At 63.9% G+C, this 14,294-nt stretch carries 11 protein-coding genes; 6 read left to right on the top strand and 5 right to left on the bottom strand.

What is annotated here, in order from left to right; translation table 11 throughout:
* The first annotated feature begins 12 nt into the window (after positions 1-12).
* Together RhoBH5_RS05870 and RhoBH5_RS05865 are read left to right on the top strand one after the other, a co-directional pair.
* A complete protein-coding gene (locus tag RhoBH5_RS05870; RefSeq protein WP_003940953.1) occupies positions 13-591 on the top strand; it encodes a sigma-70 family RNA polymerase sigma factor in 579 nt (192 codons plus the stop codon).
* Positions 584-1,513 (top strand): anti-sigma-D factor RsdA, encoded by a 930-nt coding sequence (locus RhoBH5_RS05865; RefSeq protein WP_063836274.1) that lies wholly within the window; start codon positions 584-586, stop codon positions 1,511-1,513. Before RhoBH5_RS05870 ends, RhoBH5_RS05865 begins: the two co-directional genes overlap by 8 nt.
* Before the next feature lie 89 nt (positions 1,514-1,602).
* On the opposite strand, the gene RhoBH5_RS05860 is transcribed toward RhoBH5_RS05865, so the two are convergent.
* On the bottom strand, positions 1,603-2,007 hold the full coding sequence (locus RhoBH5_RS05860) for a DUF5319 domain-containing protein (RefSeq protein ID WP_003940777.1): 405 nt from the start codon (positions 2,005-2,007) through the stop codon (positions 1,603-1,605).
* Positions 2,008-2,250: 243 nt separating this feature from the next.
* Here RhoBH5_RS05860 and guaB point away from each other — a divergent pair, with 243 nt between their 5' ends.
* From guaB to RhoBH5_RS05845, 3 genes are all read left to right on the top strand, one after another.
* Positions 2,251-3,774: an IMP dehydrogenase gene (guaB, locus tag RhoBH5_RS05855; protein WP_003940903.1), complete on the top strand. Its 1,524-nt coding sequence runs from the start codon at positions 2,251-2,253 to the stop codon at positions 3,772-3,774.
* 27 nt (positions 3,775-3,801) lie between these two features.
* A complete protein-coding gene (locus tag RhoBH5_RS05850) occupies positions 3,802-4,941 on the top strand; it encodes a GuaB3 family IMP dehydrogenase-related protein (RefSeq protein WP_003940976.1) in 1,140 nt (379 codons plus the stop codon).
* Between the two features lie 173 nt (positions 4,942-5,114).
* Positions 5,115-6,869 carry a GMC oxidoreductase gene (locus tag RhoBH5_RS05845; RefSeq protein WP_003940689.1) on the top strand — a complete coding sequence of 585 codons (1,755 nt, stop codon included), beginning with the start codon at positions 5,115-5,117 and terminating at the stop codon, positions 6,867-6,869.
* Between the two features lie 69 nt (positions 6,870-6,938).
* Here the strand turns inward: RhoBH5_RS05845 and RhoBH5_RS05840 are convergent, their stop codons facing one another.
* Complete coding sequence (locus RhoBH5_RS05840; RefSeq protein WP_270008033.1) at positions 6,939-8,696, bottom strand: Ig-like domain-containing protein; 1,758 nt, start codon at positions 8,694-8,696, stop codon at positions 6,939-6,941.
* Between the two features lie 51 nt (positions 8,697-8,747).
* Entirely contained in the window at positions 8,748-10,517 is a 1,770-nt protein-coding gene (locus RhoBH5_RS05835; RefSeq protein WP_270008032.1) for an Ig-like domain-containing protein, read from the bottom strand.
* Between the two features lie 367 nt (positions 10,518-10,884).
* Here RhoBH5_RS05835 and guaA point away from each other — a divergent pair, with 367 nt between their 5' ends.
* The gene (gene guaA, locus RhoBH5_RS05830; protein WP_007727510.1) at positions 10,885-12,456 is read left to right on the top strand and encodes a glutamine-hydrolyzing GMP synthase; all 1,572 of its coding nucleotides are present in this window, start codon (positions 10,885-10,887) and stop codon (positions 12,454-12,456) included.
* 55 nt (positions 12,457-12,511) lie between these two features.
* On the opposite strand, the gene RhoBH5_RS05825 is transcribed toward guaA, so the two are convergent.
* Together RhoBH5_RS05825 and RhoBH5_RS05820 are read right to left on the bottom strand one after the other, a co-directional pair.
* Complete coding sequence (locus tag RhoBH5_RS05825) at positions 12,512-12,745, bottom strand: hypothetical protein (RefSeq protein WP_003940832.1); 234 nt, start codon at positions 12,743-12,745, stop codon at positions 12,512-12,514.
* Complete coding sequence (locus RhoBH5_RS05820) at positions 12,742-14,127, bottom strand: PspC domain-containing protein (RefSeq protein ID WP_270008031.1); 1,386 nt, start codon at positions 14,125-14,127, stop codon at positions 12,742-12,744. Before RhoBH5_RS05820 ends, RhoBH5_RS05825 begins: the two co-directional genes overlap by 4 nt.
* Positions 14,128-14,294: the final 167 nt, after the last annotated feature.

The raw sequence follows: 14,294 nt of genomic DNA, 5'->3' as shown, positions 1-14,294 counted from the left end.
TTTTCGCTGACGATGACAAATACGAGCGATGAGTTGGACACCGCGGTCGCTGCTGCTGCGCAGGGCGACCGTACAGCTCTAGCTTTGGTTCTGGAGAACATCCGACCGATGGTGGTGCGCTACTGCCGCGGTCGAGTGGGTGCGGCCGAGAGAGGACACCTGTCCGCTGACGACGTCGCACAGGAAGTCTGTCTGGCCGTGATGACCGCGCTGCCGCGTTATCAGGACCAGGGACGCCCGTTCATGGCCTTTGTGTACGGAATTGCCGCGCACAAGGTTGCGGACGCACATCGAAGCTCCGCCCGTAACAAGTCGGAGCCCGTTTCCGAAGTACCGGATGTAATAGCACTGGATGATGGTCCCGAACAGCGAGCTCTCGATTCGGAGTCCAGCAGACAGATGCACGAACTTCTCGGCACACTTCCGGAGAAGCATCGAGAAATCTTGATACTTCGCCTGGTGGTCGGGATGTCGGCCGAGGAAACGGCCGTCGCCGTCGGTAGTACCGCCGGAGCTGTACGAGTCGCTCAGCACAGAGCGATCGCGAAACTGAAAAAAGAAGTGACGAAAGCAGGTGAGAGCTTTGGCTAGAGACGAGGGGCATGACGCTTCGAATCTCGGTGATCTCGCCGACGACGGTACGCCAGTGGATTTGGCTGCGGTTCGGCGTGACGATGCGCTGATCGAATCCATTTCGAATGGTGGGCCGGTAGCAACCGATAGCACCGAACAGTACGAACTTGCGTTGATCCTCTCGCAATGGCGTGACGATGTCGTTGCGACTCCGATGCCCGAGGGTCCGTTGTTGGACGATGTCATCGCTGCAATCACAGCGACGCCGTCCGGCTTCTCCGATCGTCAGCGTTCACGTTCCCGTTCTCGATTGCGTGTGGTTCGTCCGATCGCCGCCGCTGCAGCAGTTGCAGCAGTGGTCTTCGGTGGCGCCACGGCGATGGCGTACGACGCCCAGCCCGGCGATGCCCTGTGGGGCGTCAAGCAGGTCGTCTTCGCCGACGAGGCCAACTCGACAGTTGCGAAGATCGACACGACTTCCGAGCTGGAAAAGGCCGAGCGGCTGTTGGCTGCCGGAGACATTCCTGCGGCAAAGATGGTGCTGGACAACGCAGCTCACCGTGCCGATGCGGTCAAGGACTCGCAGGACAAGACCGACCTCGTCGAGCGTTGGGGCAAGTTGATGACGCAGGTCCAGGAGACCACGTCACCCGCAGTGCCGCCGTCGACGACCGACCAGCAGTCCTCGATTGCCACCTCTCCCACGGCGATTCCGGGGATCTCCGTCAATCCGGCGAACCCTCAGCTGCCTGGGGGTGTGACCACGACGACAACGCCCAATCCTGGAATCATGCAGGCGCCTGGTCCAAGCGCGGCGTCGTCGACACCGTCATCGTCGCCCACGGCAACGACCACGACAACAACGACGACAACCACGACAACGACGCCTCTGGCGCCGGCCTCGTCTCCGTCGGGTGATTCTTCTTCACCCCCGCCCTGATCGCACCGTTCCGATCTGAATTCAAACGAAAGTGGCCGACAAGCAATTGCTTGTCGGCCACTTTCGTATGAGCTTGGGTGAGGTTTCGCTCAGCTGTCGAAACCGTCGCCGTGCATCGCCTCGTTCATCGACGCGTCGGCGTATCCACGGCAGTAGTCCCACGTGACATATGCCTCAGGCATCGGGTCGTAGGCAGGCTCGTGGGGGCGGACGGTTCCGTCCACGAGCAGCTGCAGCAGGTTTGCGCGCAGCATGTCCCAGTCGTGGTAGTGATCCTGTTGGCAGTCCTCGCAGCAGACTACGAGACCGCGGATACCGCGGTGAGCGAGGAGTGCCTCGTATACAGCGAGGTCAGCGAGATCCTCCTCGACCGCTTGGCGTTCGTGGGGGTCGAGTGGTTGGCCCGGCTCGATGGCATCGAGAGCCGCGGAGGGGTCAGCTGGGTCGCCGGCGAAGGGATCTGGCGGCAGACCGGGGGGCAGTTGATCACGCACAGCACCACGGTACGCAGGTCAGGGGGGTCAGCGCCACTTGTTACGCGTACCCGCAGCGTGGGTGGGATGGTTCGGACCTTTGAGTGAGCCGATACCATGGTGTGCAACGCCGGGAAAAGGTGCCAGGAATTTCTTTCCGTGCAGGCGCCTTCTATCCGATATCCAGCTTTCGTAATCCGTTTCGAGGCGGCTGCTACAGCGGTCGCCCTGGGCGAATCTAGGTCCATGGAGGGTCCTGACCGCATGAGTAGTTCTGCAGGACATGTACACACCGGAGGAGACGACCCCAACAAGGTCGCGATGCTGGGACTGACATACGACGACGTGCTGCTGTTGCCGGCTGCGTCCGACGTCATCCCGAGCCAGGTCGACACGTCCAGTCAACTGACCCGCGACATCCGTCTGCGGATTCCGTTGGTCAGTTCTGCGATGGACACCGTCACCGAGTCGCGCATGGCAATTGCGATGGCACGCGCCGGCGGCATGGGTGTTCTGCACCGCAACTCGTCGGTTGAGGTCCAGGCAGGACAGGTCGAGACGGTCAAGCGTTCCGAGGCCGGCATGGTGACCGATCCCGTCACGTGTAAGCCGACCGACACGATGGGTGAGGTCGATGCGAAGTGCGCTCGTTTCCGCATCTCCGGTCTGCCGGTCACCGACGACGCCGGCCAGCTGGTTGGCATCGTCACCAACCGGGACATGCGTTTCGAGGTCGACCAGAACCGCCCGGTCGCGGAGATCATGACCAAGATGCCCCTGATCACCGCTCAGGAAGGCGTCACCGCTGACGTGGCACTGGGTCTTCTTCGTCGGCACAAGATCGAGAAGCTGCCGATCGTCGACGGCAACGGCAAGCTCACCGGTCTGATCACGGTCAAGGACTTCGTCAAGACCGAGCAGCATCCCGACGCCACCAAGGACCGTGACGGTCGACTGCTCGTCGGCGCTGCAGTCGGTGCCGGCGATGACGCCTTCCAGCGCGCGATGGCGCTCACCGATGCCGGTGTGGACGTACTCGTGGTGGACAGTGCGCACGGGCATTCGTCCAACGTTCTCGACATGATCGCCAAGCTCAAGCGTGAACTGGGCGAGCGGGTTCAGATCATCGGTGGCAACGTCGCTACGCGCGCGGGTGCTCTGGCACTGGTCGAAGCCGGCGTCGATGCCGTCAAGGTCGGAGTCGGCCCTGGTTCCATCTGCACCACCCGCGTCATCGCCGGTGTCGGTGCCCCTCAGGTCACGGCCATCCTGGAAGCGGTTGCCGCGTGCAAGCCTCTCGGTGTGCCCGTCATCGCTGACGGTGGACTCCAGTTCTCCGGTGACATCGCGAAGGCTCTTGCCGCAGGTGCGTCGACGGCCATGCTGGGTTCACTCCTGGCCGGTACCGCTGAATCGCCCGGCGAACTGATTCTGGTCGGCGGCAAGCAGTTCAAGAGCTACCGCGGAATGGGTTCGCTCGGCGCGATGCAGTCGCGTGGCGAGGCCAAGTCGTACTCCAAGGACCGGTACTTCCAGGACGACGTGCTTTCCGAGGACAAGTTGGTTCCGGAAGGCATCGAAGGACGTGTTCCGTTCCGTGGCCCGCTCTCGCAGGTGACGCACCAGCTCACCGGTGGTCTGCGCGCTGCCATGGGATACACGGGGTCGGCGACGATCGAGCACCTGCAGAACGCTCAGTTCGTCCAGATCACGGCGGCCGGTTTGAAGGAAAGCCATCCGCACGACATCACGATGACTGTCGAAGCACCCAACTACACCGCTCGTTAGCAACCAGTACACGAGAAAGGGGCGCGCGTGCGCGACCTCGTTGAGATCGGCATGGGTCGAACGGCCCGACGTACCTACGAGTTGGACGATGTGAACATCGTTCCCTCCCGGCGAACTCGTTCGTCGAAGGAGGTGTCGACTGCTTGGCAGCTCGACGCTTACAGGTTCGACATTCCTGTCCTCGCACATCCCACCGACGCGTTGGTCTCGCCGACTTTCGCGATCGAGTTGGGTAAGCGCGGCGGCCTCGGTGTCATCAACGGTGAAGGCCTGTGGGGCCGTCACCCCGATGTCGAGGAGAAGCTCCGGCGTCTCGTCGAGATCGCCGAGAAGGACGGTGGCGTCGACGCGGCCATCCGCTACCTGCAGGAGCTGCATGCGGCTCCGCTGCAGGCCGGTCTTCTGGCAGCTGCGGTGGCGCAGGTCCGTGATTCGGGGGTCACCACTGCCGTTCGCGTCAGCCCGCAGAATGCGCGCGCACTGACGCCGGAGCTGATCAAGGCGGGAATCGACCTCCTGGTCGTCCACGGCACGATCATCTCGGCCGAGCACGTCGTGCACACCGAGCAGGAACCGCTCAACCTCAAGACGTTCATCTCGGAACTCGACGTTCCGGTTGTCGCGGGTGGGGTCAGTGACCACCGCACCGCGCTGCACCTGATGCGTACCGGCGCTGCCGGTGTCATCGTCGGGTACGGGTCTACCGAGGGTGCAACCACCACCGGTGAGGTCCTGGGCATCGGTGTTCCGATGGCCACGGCCATTGCCGATGCTGCAGCAGCCAGGCGCGACTACCTCGACGAGACGGGTGGACGCTACGTCCACGTCATCGCCGACGGTGACATCGCAACTTCGGGTGATCTGGCGAAGGCCATCGCCTGCGGTGCCGACGCTGCCGTTCTGGGCACGCCGCTGGCCGTGTCCGCCGAGGCGCCGGGTGGTGGCTGGTACTGGCCGTCCGCTGCGGCTCATCCTTCGGTTCCGCGTGGAGCACTTCTTCCGGTTTCCTATGGTGAGCGTCCGAGTCTGGACCAGGTTCTGAGCGGCCCTTCGGACGATCCGTACGGTTCGCTGAACTTCGTCGGTGGTCTCCGTCGGTCGATGGCGAAGGCCGGATACTCCGATCTCAAGGAGTTCCAGAAGGTCGGGCTGACAGTCCGCGCGTAGTTTGTACCTTTCTGTGGCCCCGGTTCTTCGTGAACCGGGGCCACAGTTCGTTGTGCAGGACTTTCTTCCGTTCCTGATACTTGCGGTTACGCTTATGGGGCCCCTTGTGGTGGTAGTCACAAGGGATAGGTGCATACTGGCGGGTAACTACGGTTCACGGTGGAGGTGTCCTGATGGGCAAGCAACGGGCAACGGACTACGACGTACTGATCGTCGGATCCGGGTTCGGCGGAAGCGTGAGCGCGCTTCGTCTCGTGGAGAAGGGCTACAAGGTCGGCGTCATCGAAGCCGGCCGACGGTATGCCGACGAAGATTTCGCGAAGACCAGTTGGGATCTCAAGAAGTTCCTCTGGGCTCCGAAGCTGGGGTGCTTCGGCATTCAGCGCGTGCACCTGTTGCGCGACTGCCTCATTCTCGCGGGCGCAGGCGTCGGCGGCGGGTCGTTGAACTACGCCAACACGCTGTACCAGCCGCCGGAGCCGTTCTTCCAGGACAAGCAGTGGGCGCACATCACCGACTGGCGCAGCGAGCTCACGCCGTACTACGAGCAGGCTCAGAAGATGCTCGGCGTCGTCCAGAATCCGCACATGACGCCCGCCGACGAGATCATGAAGTCCGTCGCAGATGACATGGGTGTCGGCGACACGTTCATCCAGACGCCCGTCGGAGTCTACTTCGGTGAACCTGGCAAGAAGGCGAAGGACCCGTACTTCGGCGGCGTCGGACCCGAGCGCACCGGTTGCATCGAGTGTGGCGAGTGCATGACGGGCTGCCGTCACGGAGCGAAGAACACGCTCCTCAAGAACTATCTGGGCCTTGCCGAGACAGCCGGCGCCGAGATCATTCCGATGACCACCGTGTCCGGGCTTCGTGAGGCTCGCGACGGTTCGTGGGACGTGTTCACCGAGCGAACCGGTGCATTCGGACGAAAGAACCGCCGCACCTACACGGCTGCGAACGTCATTCTCGCGGCCGGAACGTGGGGCACTCAGCATCTGCTCTTCGACATGAAGGACACCGGAGCGCTGCCCAAGCTCTCCGACAAGCTCGGCGAGCTGACTCGAACGAACTCCGAATCCATTGTCGGCGCAGGCAAGTACAAGGTCGATCCCGCACTCGACCTGACTCGCGGAGTGGCGATCACCTCGTCGTTCCACCCGAGCAGCGACACCCACATCGAGCCGGTCCGCTACGGCAAGGGATCGAACGCGATGGGCCTGTTGCAGACCTTGATGACGGACGGCGGCGGCAAGACGCCCCGATGGATCAAGTTCCTCGGTGTGGTTGCGAAGAATCCGTACCAGATGTTGCGCATGTTGACGGTCAAGGACTGGAGTGAGCGCACGATCATCGCGTTGGTCATGCAGAACCTCGACAACTCCATCACCACGTACACGAAGAAGGGCCTGTTCGGTCGACGCAAGGTCACCAGCAAGCAGGGCCACGGTCAGCCGAACCCGACGTGGATCCCGGAGGGCAACGAGGCGACGCGTCGAGTTGCCGAGAAGATCGACGGCGTCGCGGGCGGCACGTGGGGCGAGATCTTCAACGTTCCACTGACGGCGCACTTCCTCGGCGGTTGCGCTATCGCGTCGGATTCCGATCACGGCGTCATCGATCCGTACCACCGCGTGTACGGCTACCCGACGCTCAGCGTCGTCGACGGCGCAGCGGTCTCGGCCAACCTCGGCGTGAATCCGTCGCTGACCATTGCCGCTCAGGCCGAGCGTTCGGCCTCGCTGTGGCCGAACAAGGGGGAGACCGACCTGCGTCCCGCCCAGGGCAGCGGCTACGAGCGTTTGGCTCCGATTGCACCCAAGTCGCCTGTGGTGCCGGCGTCGGCCCCGGCCGCGCTGGTCCTGCCGATCGTGAAGATCACCGGCGGCAAGACAGCTACCGCTGTTCCGGCGGAGCCGGCAGCCGGATAGTTCGCCGCGAACGAAGATGGGGCGTGTCGTCGAGGATTCGACGACACGCCCCATCTCTGTTTCAGAGTGTCAGCCTCCTAGCGACCCGAACAGAGTGCCGAGGTCGAGGCTGCCGGTCCCGCCTCCGGGCCCGCCGTCCGTATCGCCGGGGACGGTCAGGGTCTGCGGCGCGGATGCGGAGGCCGTGTAGCCCGAAGCGCCCACGAATTCGGCGGTGACACTGTAGGTCCCGGAGTTGTAGAACGTCGCCGGTACCGTTGCGACACCGTTGACCACGTCGACCGGTCCACCGATGAGGGTGTCACCGACCTTGAACTGGACCTTGCCCGTGGCGCCGGACGGATCGACCGTTGCCTTGAGCGTCACCGGGGTGTTCTTCTGAACAGTTCCGACAGCGTCGAGAACCGTGGTCGTCTCGACGTCAGCCGGAGCCGGCGTCGTCACACTGACCGGGAATGCCGGGGCAGCGGACGGCGCGAATCCTGGTGAGCCCGTGAACTTCGCGACAACCTTGTGCGTTCCGGTCGAGGTGAAGGTGTACGGAGCGACGGCAACTCCGTCGGTTCCGACCGGAGCATTGACCGTTTCGGTGCCGTCGACGATGAAATCGACGGTGCCGCCGGTACCCTGCGGATCGACCTTGGCAGTCAGGTTGACGTCCTGTCCGACCTTCGCGGTCGACGGCGACACCGTGGCGGTAGTGGTCACGGCGTCCGGCGGTGCATCGGTCGTGACGGTCACGATCTTGGCCGACGCCGACGTCGACGCCAGGAACCCGGGGGCTCCGCTGTAGCTCGCGATGATGGAGTGCGGTCCGTCCTCGGTGAAGGTCGGGGAGATGCTGGCCGACCCTCCGGTTACCGGCACGGCGTCCTCGAGTGGGTTGTCGCCGTCGAAGAACTGGACGGTTCCACCGTTTGCGCCGCCGCTCACGTTGGCTGACAGGGTGACGGGAGTTCCGTTCTTGGCGTTGGCCGGTCCGACGACTGTGGTGGTGGTTGCCTTGTCCGCCTCGATGATCCGCGTCGTGGCGAGGGGGCCTGCGCCGCTGTTGAGCGGACCGTTCTCGGCGTCACGCGGGGTGCATCGCGTGGGTGCCCAGGCGGTGATGACCAGGGTGGCCTTGGGGAGGAACGTGAGGAAGTTGCGATCGTTGTTCCACGCTCCCGCGCTGCCGCCGGTGCGTACCTTCATCGCGACGTCCCCTGAATCGCCGGCCTTGAGAACTGCCTTGACCTGGGGGAGCTGGAACTGCGTGTAGCCGTCGGCATTGTTGGAACCATCGACGTTCTTGCCGGTCGCCTTGACGACGATGCCGCCCTCGGAGTTGATGCTCGAGCTGGGGCTGTTTCCGATGACCTGGTTGTTTCCGGAGAGGCGCAGAATCGTTCCGTTGGGATCGACGTTGCCGTTCTCGTTGACGCGCAGGATGTTCGGCGCTACACCGCTGAGCCCCGCCGAAGTGCCGGGGACGATGGTGGCTTCCACCAGGGTGGCGTTCGCAGGAACGTCGACGTCGACCTTGATGCGGGAGACGTTCTGGACGGTCGCCCCCGAAGCGGAGCCGGGAAAGGCGATCGGGCCGGGTTGGATGGTGACCTCGAAGGTTTCACCGGCGCCGATGGATTCCGGTGCGTCGACGATGACCGAGCCGGACTGTGACTGCGTGGTCGGACCGGCGACAGCGGACGGGGTTGCCAGGCAACTCGTGCCGAAGGTTGTTGTCACGGGGGCCGCTGATGCGGGGATTCCCGCGAGGATGACGCCACTGGCGAGTGCCGTGGCGGCGATCGGCGCCGCGATGCGACGTCTGGAGTACACGAACATGGATTCTCCTGAGCTGGGTACGGGAGTGGTGTCCAAAGCTGATGTGGGGGACTAGCTTCCGAAGAGCGGGATGAGGCCGCTGAGCGAACCGGTGTCCACGCTTCCGGTGCCGCCGCCGTCGGTCGGTGCGGTGCCGACCTGCACGACCGTCGGGCCGGAGACGGAGTTCTTCCAACCGGCGTCGCCGACGAAGTTGGCAGTGAGGCCGAACGTTCCCTCGTCGTCGAAGGTGTGCGTGAGTGTCGCGACGCCGTTGACGACGGCAACGGGTGCGCCGATGGGCGTCGTGCCGGACTTGAACTGGATCATTCCGATTGCTGTTCCGGGTGCGACGGTGGCCTTGAGCTGCAATGCCTTTCCGACCTGAGCCGAGCCGCTGACGGTCAGAGACGTCGTGGTGTCGGCGCGGGCGGGTTCGGGATCGGTGACGTTCACCGTGAACGACGTGGACGTGGAGCCGATGAATCCGGTTCCGCCGGAGAACTCTGCCGTCACGGCTGCAGCGCCCGCTGATGCGAAGGTGTGCGGGAGGATCGCGACGCCGTCACCCGTGCCGACCGGTGCGGTACCGACCTCGGCGCCGTCGACCTTGAACGTCACGGTTCCGCTGCTCGGGATGGGGGAGACGGTGGCCGAGAGGTTGGTCGGTTCACCGACAACAGCGGTGAGTGGCTCGACAACTGTGGTCGTGGTTCCCCAGTCGGGATCGCTGACGTCGAGTTGGGTTGCGGTGGAGACGGAATCGCCGTAACCGGCCTCGCCGGTGAACACTGCGGTGAAGCTGTGGGTACCCGAAGCGTCGTAGCTGCGGGTCAGGGAAGCCGTTCCGTTGACTACAGCCACCGGTGCGCCGAGGTTGGTCTCGCCGTCTTTGAACTGCACCGTGCCCACGGCGTTTGCCGGTGTGACGACAGCGCTCACGGTGATGCTGTCACCTACCAGCGCGGCGTTCGGGGCCGAGATCGTGGTGGTGGTGTCCGCGGAGACGTCGACGGTCTGGACTCCGGAGGTCGAGCTGTGGAATCCCGGACCGGCGTTGTACGCGGCGGTGATGTCGTGGGCGCCGACGCTGTCGAAGGTGTGGGAGAGGGTGGCGCTACCGCCCGAGACCGGGACCGGTGAGCCGATGTCGTTGCCGCCGTCCTTGAACTGGACGGTGCCGCTCGCGTCGGACGGCGCAACTGTCGCGGTCAGGTCGACCGGCGTGCCGACCTTCGCCGTTGCCGGTGCAACCAGTGTGGTTCCGGTGGCGACAGACGGGTCGACTACCTGGACGTTGACGTTGATCGGGTTGAGGCCCTGCTGTGTGCTGAAGGCGTTGACGTCGAAGAGCATGCCGCTGTCGTACGTCCCGAATGCTGTGCCGACGGGGACCGTGTAGGTCGCTTCCAGTGTGACGGGTTGGTTCTTCTTGACGACGAATCCACCGACCAGGAAGGTGCAGCCGCTCGAGCACTTCGCGGAGACTCCGCCGTCTGATTCGTTGCTGATCGTGGCCCGGTTGGTCACACCCAGGTAGGTGGCCTTGGCGCTGCCCGGCACGAGGACGAATCCTGCGGGCGGGATGTCACGGATCTTTGCGATCGACCGTTCGATGCCGCTTTCGTTGTGCTTGATCTCGGTCTTGTACGTGACGGTGTCGCCTGGGTGAACTGCCGCGTTCCCGATGACACTCTTCGTGAAGATCAGGTTGTCGGTCGTGCCGGTGAAAGTGGTCGGCGGGGCTTCGTCAGCGGTGGCCGGCGTGCCGAGGACTAGAAGTCCGGCGGCAGCCGTCACAGCCGCGACAGGTATGGCGAGTCGTCGTATGAATCGACGCACAGGTCCTCCTCGAGGTGAGCGCCGTTCGGCGGCGCCGGCCGTTTGCGATCGTGATCCTGATCACTTGACGGGCGAGATTACCTTTACTGGACGTTTGGTTCAGGCGAATCGGTCAAACGTCCAGAAAATTCATCCTTCGTCCATTTCGGGCTCTGGCCTGCGATGATGCTGCCGAATTGATTGCCGAAGCTAAGGTGCGGGTGATTGGGGCGCCGTTGACCTGGACAGTGGTCTAGATCCGCGCGAGGTCGCCGCGCAGTTCTGAGGGGCGGCCTTTGTAGTGACGTACCTCGCGCTCGCTCGGCCGAGTAGCGGGCTGAGTCCATGCATGCGCAGAAGCGCTGGCTGCGGCGATTAGACTGCACCTGTGGCAGATATCGAGCAGCAGAGACCAGTTCTTGTCGTCGACTTCGGGGCGCAGTACGCGCAGTTGATCGCACGGCGAGTTCGCGAAGCCAAGGTCTACTCGGAGGTGATTCCGCACACCACGACCGTCGAGGAGATCGTGGCCAAGAACCCCTTGGCTGTTGTGCTCTCGGGTGGGCCCTCGAGTGTCTACGCAGACGGTGCTCCCAAGCTTGATCCCGCACTGTTCGATCACGACATTCCGGTTTTCGGAATCTGCTACGGATTCCAGGCAATGGCAGGCGCCCTGGGCGGCACCGTCGCCGAGACCGGTACCCGCGAATACGGCCGTACCGACATCGCGGTATCCGGCGGATTGCTCCACGACGGTCTTCCCTCGACGCAGCCGGTATGGATGAGCCACGGTGACGCCGTCACCGAAGCGCCTTCCGGCTTCGAGGTGACCGCGACGAGCGACGGTGCTCCCGTCGCGGCGTTCGAGGACCGCGCCCGCAAGCTCGCCGGTGTGCAGTACCACCCTGAGGTTCTGCATTCCCCGCACGGTCAGCAGGTCCTGAGCCGCTTCCTGCACGAGATTGCCGGTATTCCGGCAGCGTGGACGGCGTCGAACATCGCCGATGCGCTGATCGAGCAGGTTCGCGAGCAGGTCGGAGACGGACACGCCATCTGCGGTCTGTCCGGTGGCGTCGACTCCGCTGTCGCTGCGGCTTTGGTTCAGCGCGCAATCGGCGACCGGTTGACATGCGTCTTCGTCGATCACGGTTTGATGCGAGCCGGTGAGCGCACGCAGGTCGAGCAGGATTTTGTCGCGGCAACCGGCGCTCGTCTGATCACCGTGGATGCCGCGGACACCTTCATCGGTGAGTTGGCAGGCGTCACCGATCCCGAGACCAAGCGCAAGATCATCGGCCGCGAGTTCATCCGCAGCTTCGAAGGCGCAGTCAGTGATGTTCTGGGCGAGAACGCATCTCATGGTGCGACCGTCGACTTCCTGGTCCAGGGCACGCTCTACCCGGATGTCGTGGAGTCGGGCGGCGGCACGGGAACTGCAAACATCAAGAGCCACCACAATGTCGGCGGGCTGCCGGAAGACCTGCAGTTCAAGTTGGTCGAACCGTTGCGTCTGCTGTTCAAGGACGAGGTCCGTGCAGTGGGCCGCGAACTCGGCCTGCCCGAAGAGATCGTCGGACGCCAGCCGTTCCCCGGTCCCGGACTCGGTATCCGCATCATCGGTGAGGTCACCCGCGATCGCCTCGAGATCTTGCGTCAGGCAGATTCCATTGCGCGCGAAGAGCTTACGTCTGCAGGCTTGGACGGAACCATCTGGCAGTGCCCGGTCGTTCTCCTTGCCGACGTCCGAAGCGTGGGCGTGCAGGGTGACGGCCGGACGTACGGTCATCCGATCGTGCTGCGTCCGGTCTCGAGTGAAGACGCGATGACCGCGGACTGGACGCGTCTGCCGTACGAGACCCTCGAGCGCATCTCGACTCGAATCACCAACGAGGTTGCGGACGTGAACCGCGTAGTCCTCGACGTGACGAGCAAGCCGCCGGGAACTATCGAGTGGGAGTAAAAACAACTGTGCGCCTTTATTAACCCCCCGCGGTTAATAAAGGCGCACAGCAGTTTTACTTCCGGTTGCGCCGATTCGGCAGAATCACCAGCAGTAGTCCTGCCACGACGGCGGCACCGACGAACAGCCAACGGAATTGAATGTTCGCTGCCGGCGCCAGGGAGAACGGCCCGACCAACGCCCACACACTGACCAGAAGTGCGGCCAGTCCGGCGATCAGCAGAAGTGCCGAGGGGCGCTTGGATTCTCGGGTCTCGTCGTGCTCTGTGGTCTCGTCGTATTCGCTCATGATTGCGTCACCTTCAGACTGCCGAACGTAGCTTTGGCGTTGATGGTCAGTGTGGGCGAATCCGGTGTCACATCACGGCCCGGGTGTATTCCGCCGTCGAGGCAACCTGATCCGTCACCCATGACGACGGTGCAGCTGTTCTTGACGTTGACGGTTGGTGGCACCATGACGACGAACTCACCGAACGACGCCGCGACGTCGATGGTCTTGTCCTCGGTGAACTTGACCCCGTTGAGGTCGAGAGTGAAGCTTCCGAAGGCTCCCGAGTACGACGGCTCCAACTCGGAAGCGGTTGCCGGAGTCCATCTTTGCTCACCCGAGGCGTCGAAATCGATCGGGTAGACCAACGAGGCGAGAAGCACGAAACCCACGAGCGGTCCGGTGACGACCAGCAGGCCGTACCCCTTGCGGAAGAATGCCCCGAGGATCAGGCCGAGCGCGATGACGGCGAGTCCGACAGCACCGACTCGGCCGGGAGTGAACCACTCGTTGCCGGTTGCCGCGCCCGCTGCCCCGGTGACGGCGGCGACGATGATCGCGAGTCCGAGCACTGTCAGCGTCCATCGCGAGCGACGCTTACGTGGTGGCAAAGGCAGCAGCGGCGTGGCTTTGACTGCCGGGTCCGGGAGATCCCAGGCGAACGGAGCGACGCCGAGCGGATCCCAGGAGGGCGGTGTGATGGCGGCCTCGCCGATCACCTCGGTCGGATTGGCGGCGGCTGAAGCGCTCGGGTCCTTCGACAGGTTGATCGTCGGATGATCGGCCTGAGATTGCGGTGACTGTTCGGCCGGCCGTTCCTCGGGCACGTAGCTGTCGGGGAGTTTTGTGTACGGCGTGTACACGGGCGGCTGATTGGGTGCGAAGTATCCGGGAGTGAACGGCCCGGGCGTGAATCCCGTGCCTGGATACGCGGTACCCGCGCCGACGTACGGTGACGTGCTCTGTGGCAGTGCAGGCGGGACCGGCGCTCGTTGGTAGAGCAGCCACAGGCCTCCGACCATCAGAATCAGCCCGATCAGACCGGAACCACCCAGGCCGACGCCGACAGGCCCGACGGTCGTAGCCGCGATGGCGAGAGCCACCAACAAGACGATGGTCTTGGTACTGGAATCGGAGCTGTGTCCGCGGCCCATCAACGACTGTGCGGGGGACGATCCGTCACCGGCGCGGGCGAGCACCAACCACCCGGCGAGGTAGAGAAGGATGCCTGAGCCGCCGAAAATAGTGGAGGCCACAAACGCGACACGTACCAGAATGGGGTCGATGCAGTACCGGTATCCGATTCCGGCGCATACCCCGGCCACGTGACCTTGTGCCGGCAGACGCACGGGGCGGGTCCGCCACAGATCCTGGATCTGTTCTTGGAAAGTCGGATTGTTCATGAATCAATCCTGGCTTCCGGGGCGGCCTCCGCGCATCAGGGCCAACCCTGATCTTTGTGACGATCGGGGCCAGGGGCGCCGCCCTGATTCAGGGTTGGACCCTGATGTGAGTCCGAGTGGTTCGTGCCAGTATCGACTATGTGCAATATCTGTCAGATCCGCCGTTC

The organism is Rhodococcus sp. BH5 (assembly GCF_027583855.1).
Taxonomy (GTDB): domain Bacteria; phylum Actinomycetota; class Actinomycetes; order Mycobacteriales; family Mycobacteriaceae; genus Rhodococcus_F; species Rhodococcus_F qingshengii.
The sequence above is the reverse complement of the archived record's forward strand: the minus strand, read 5'-3'. Positions and strand labels throughout refer to the sequence as shown.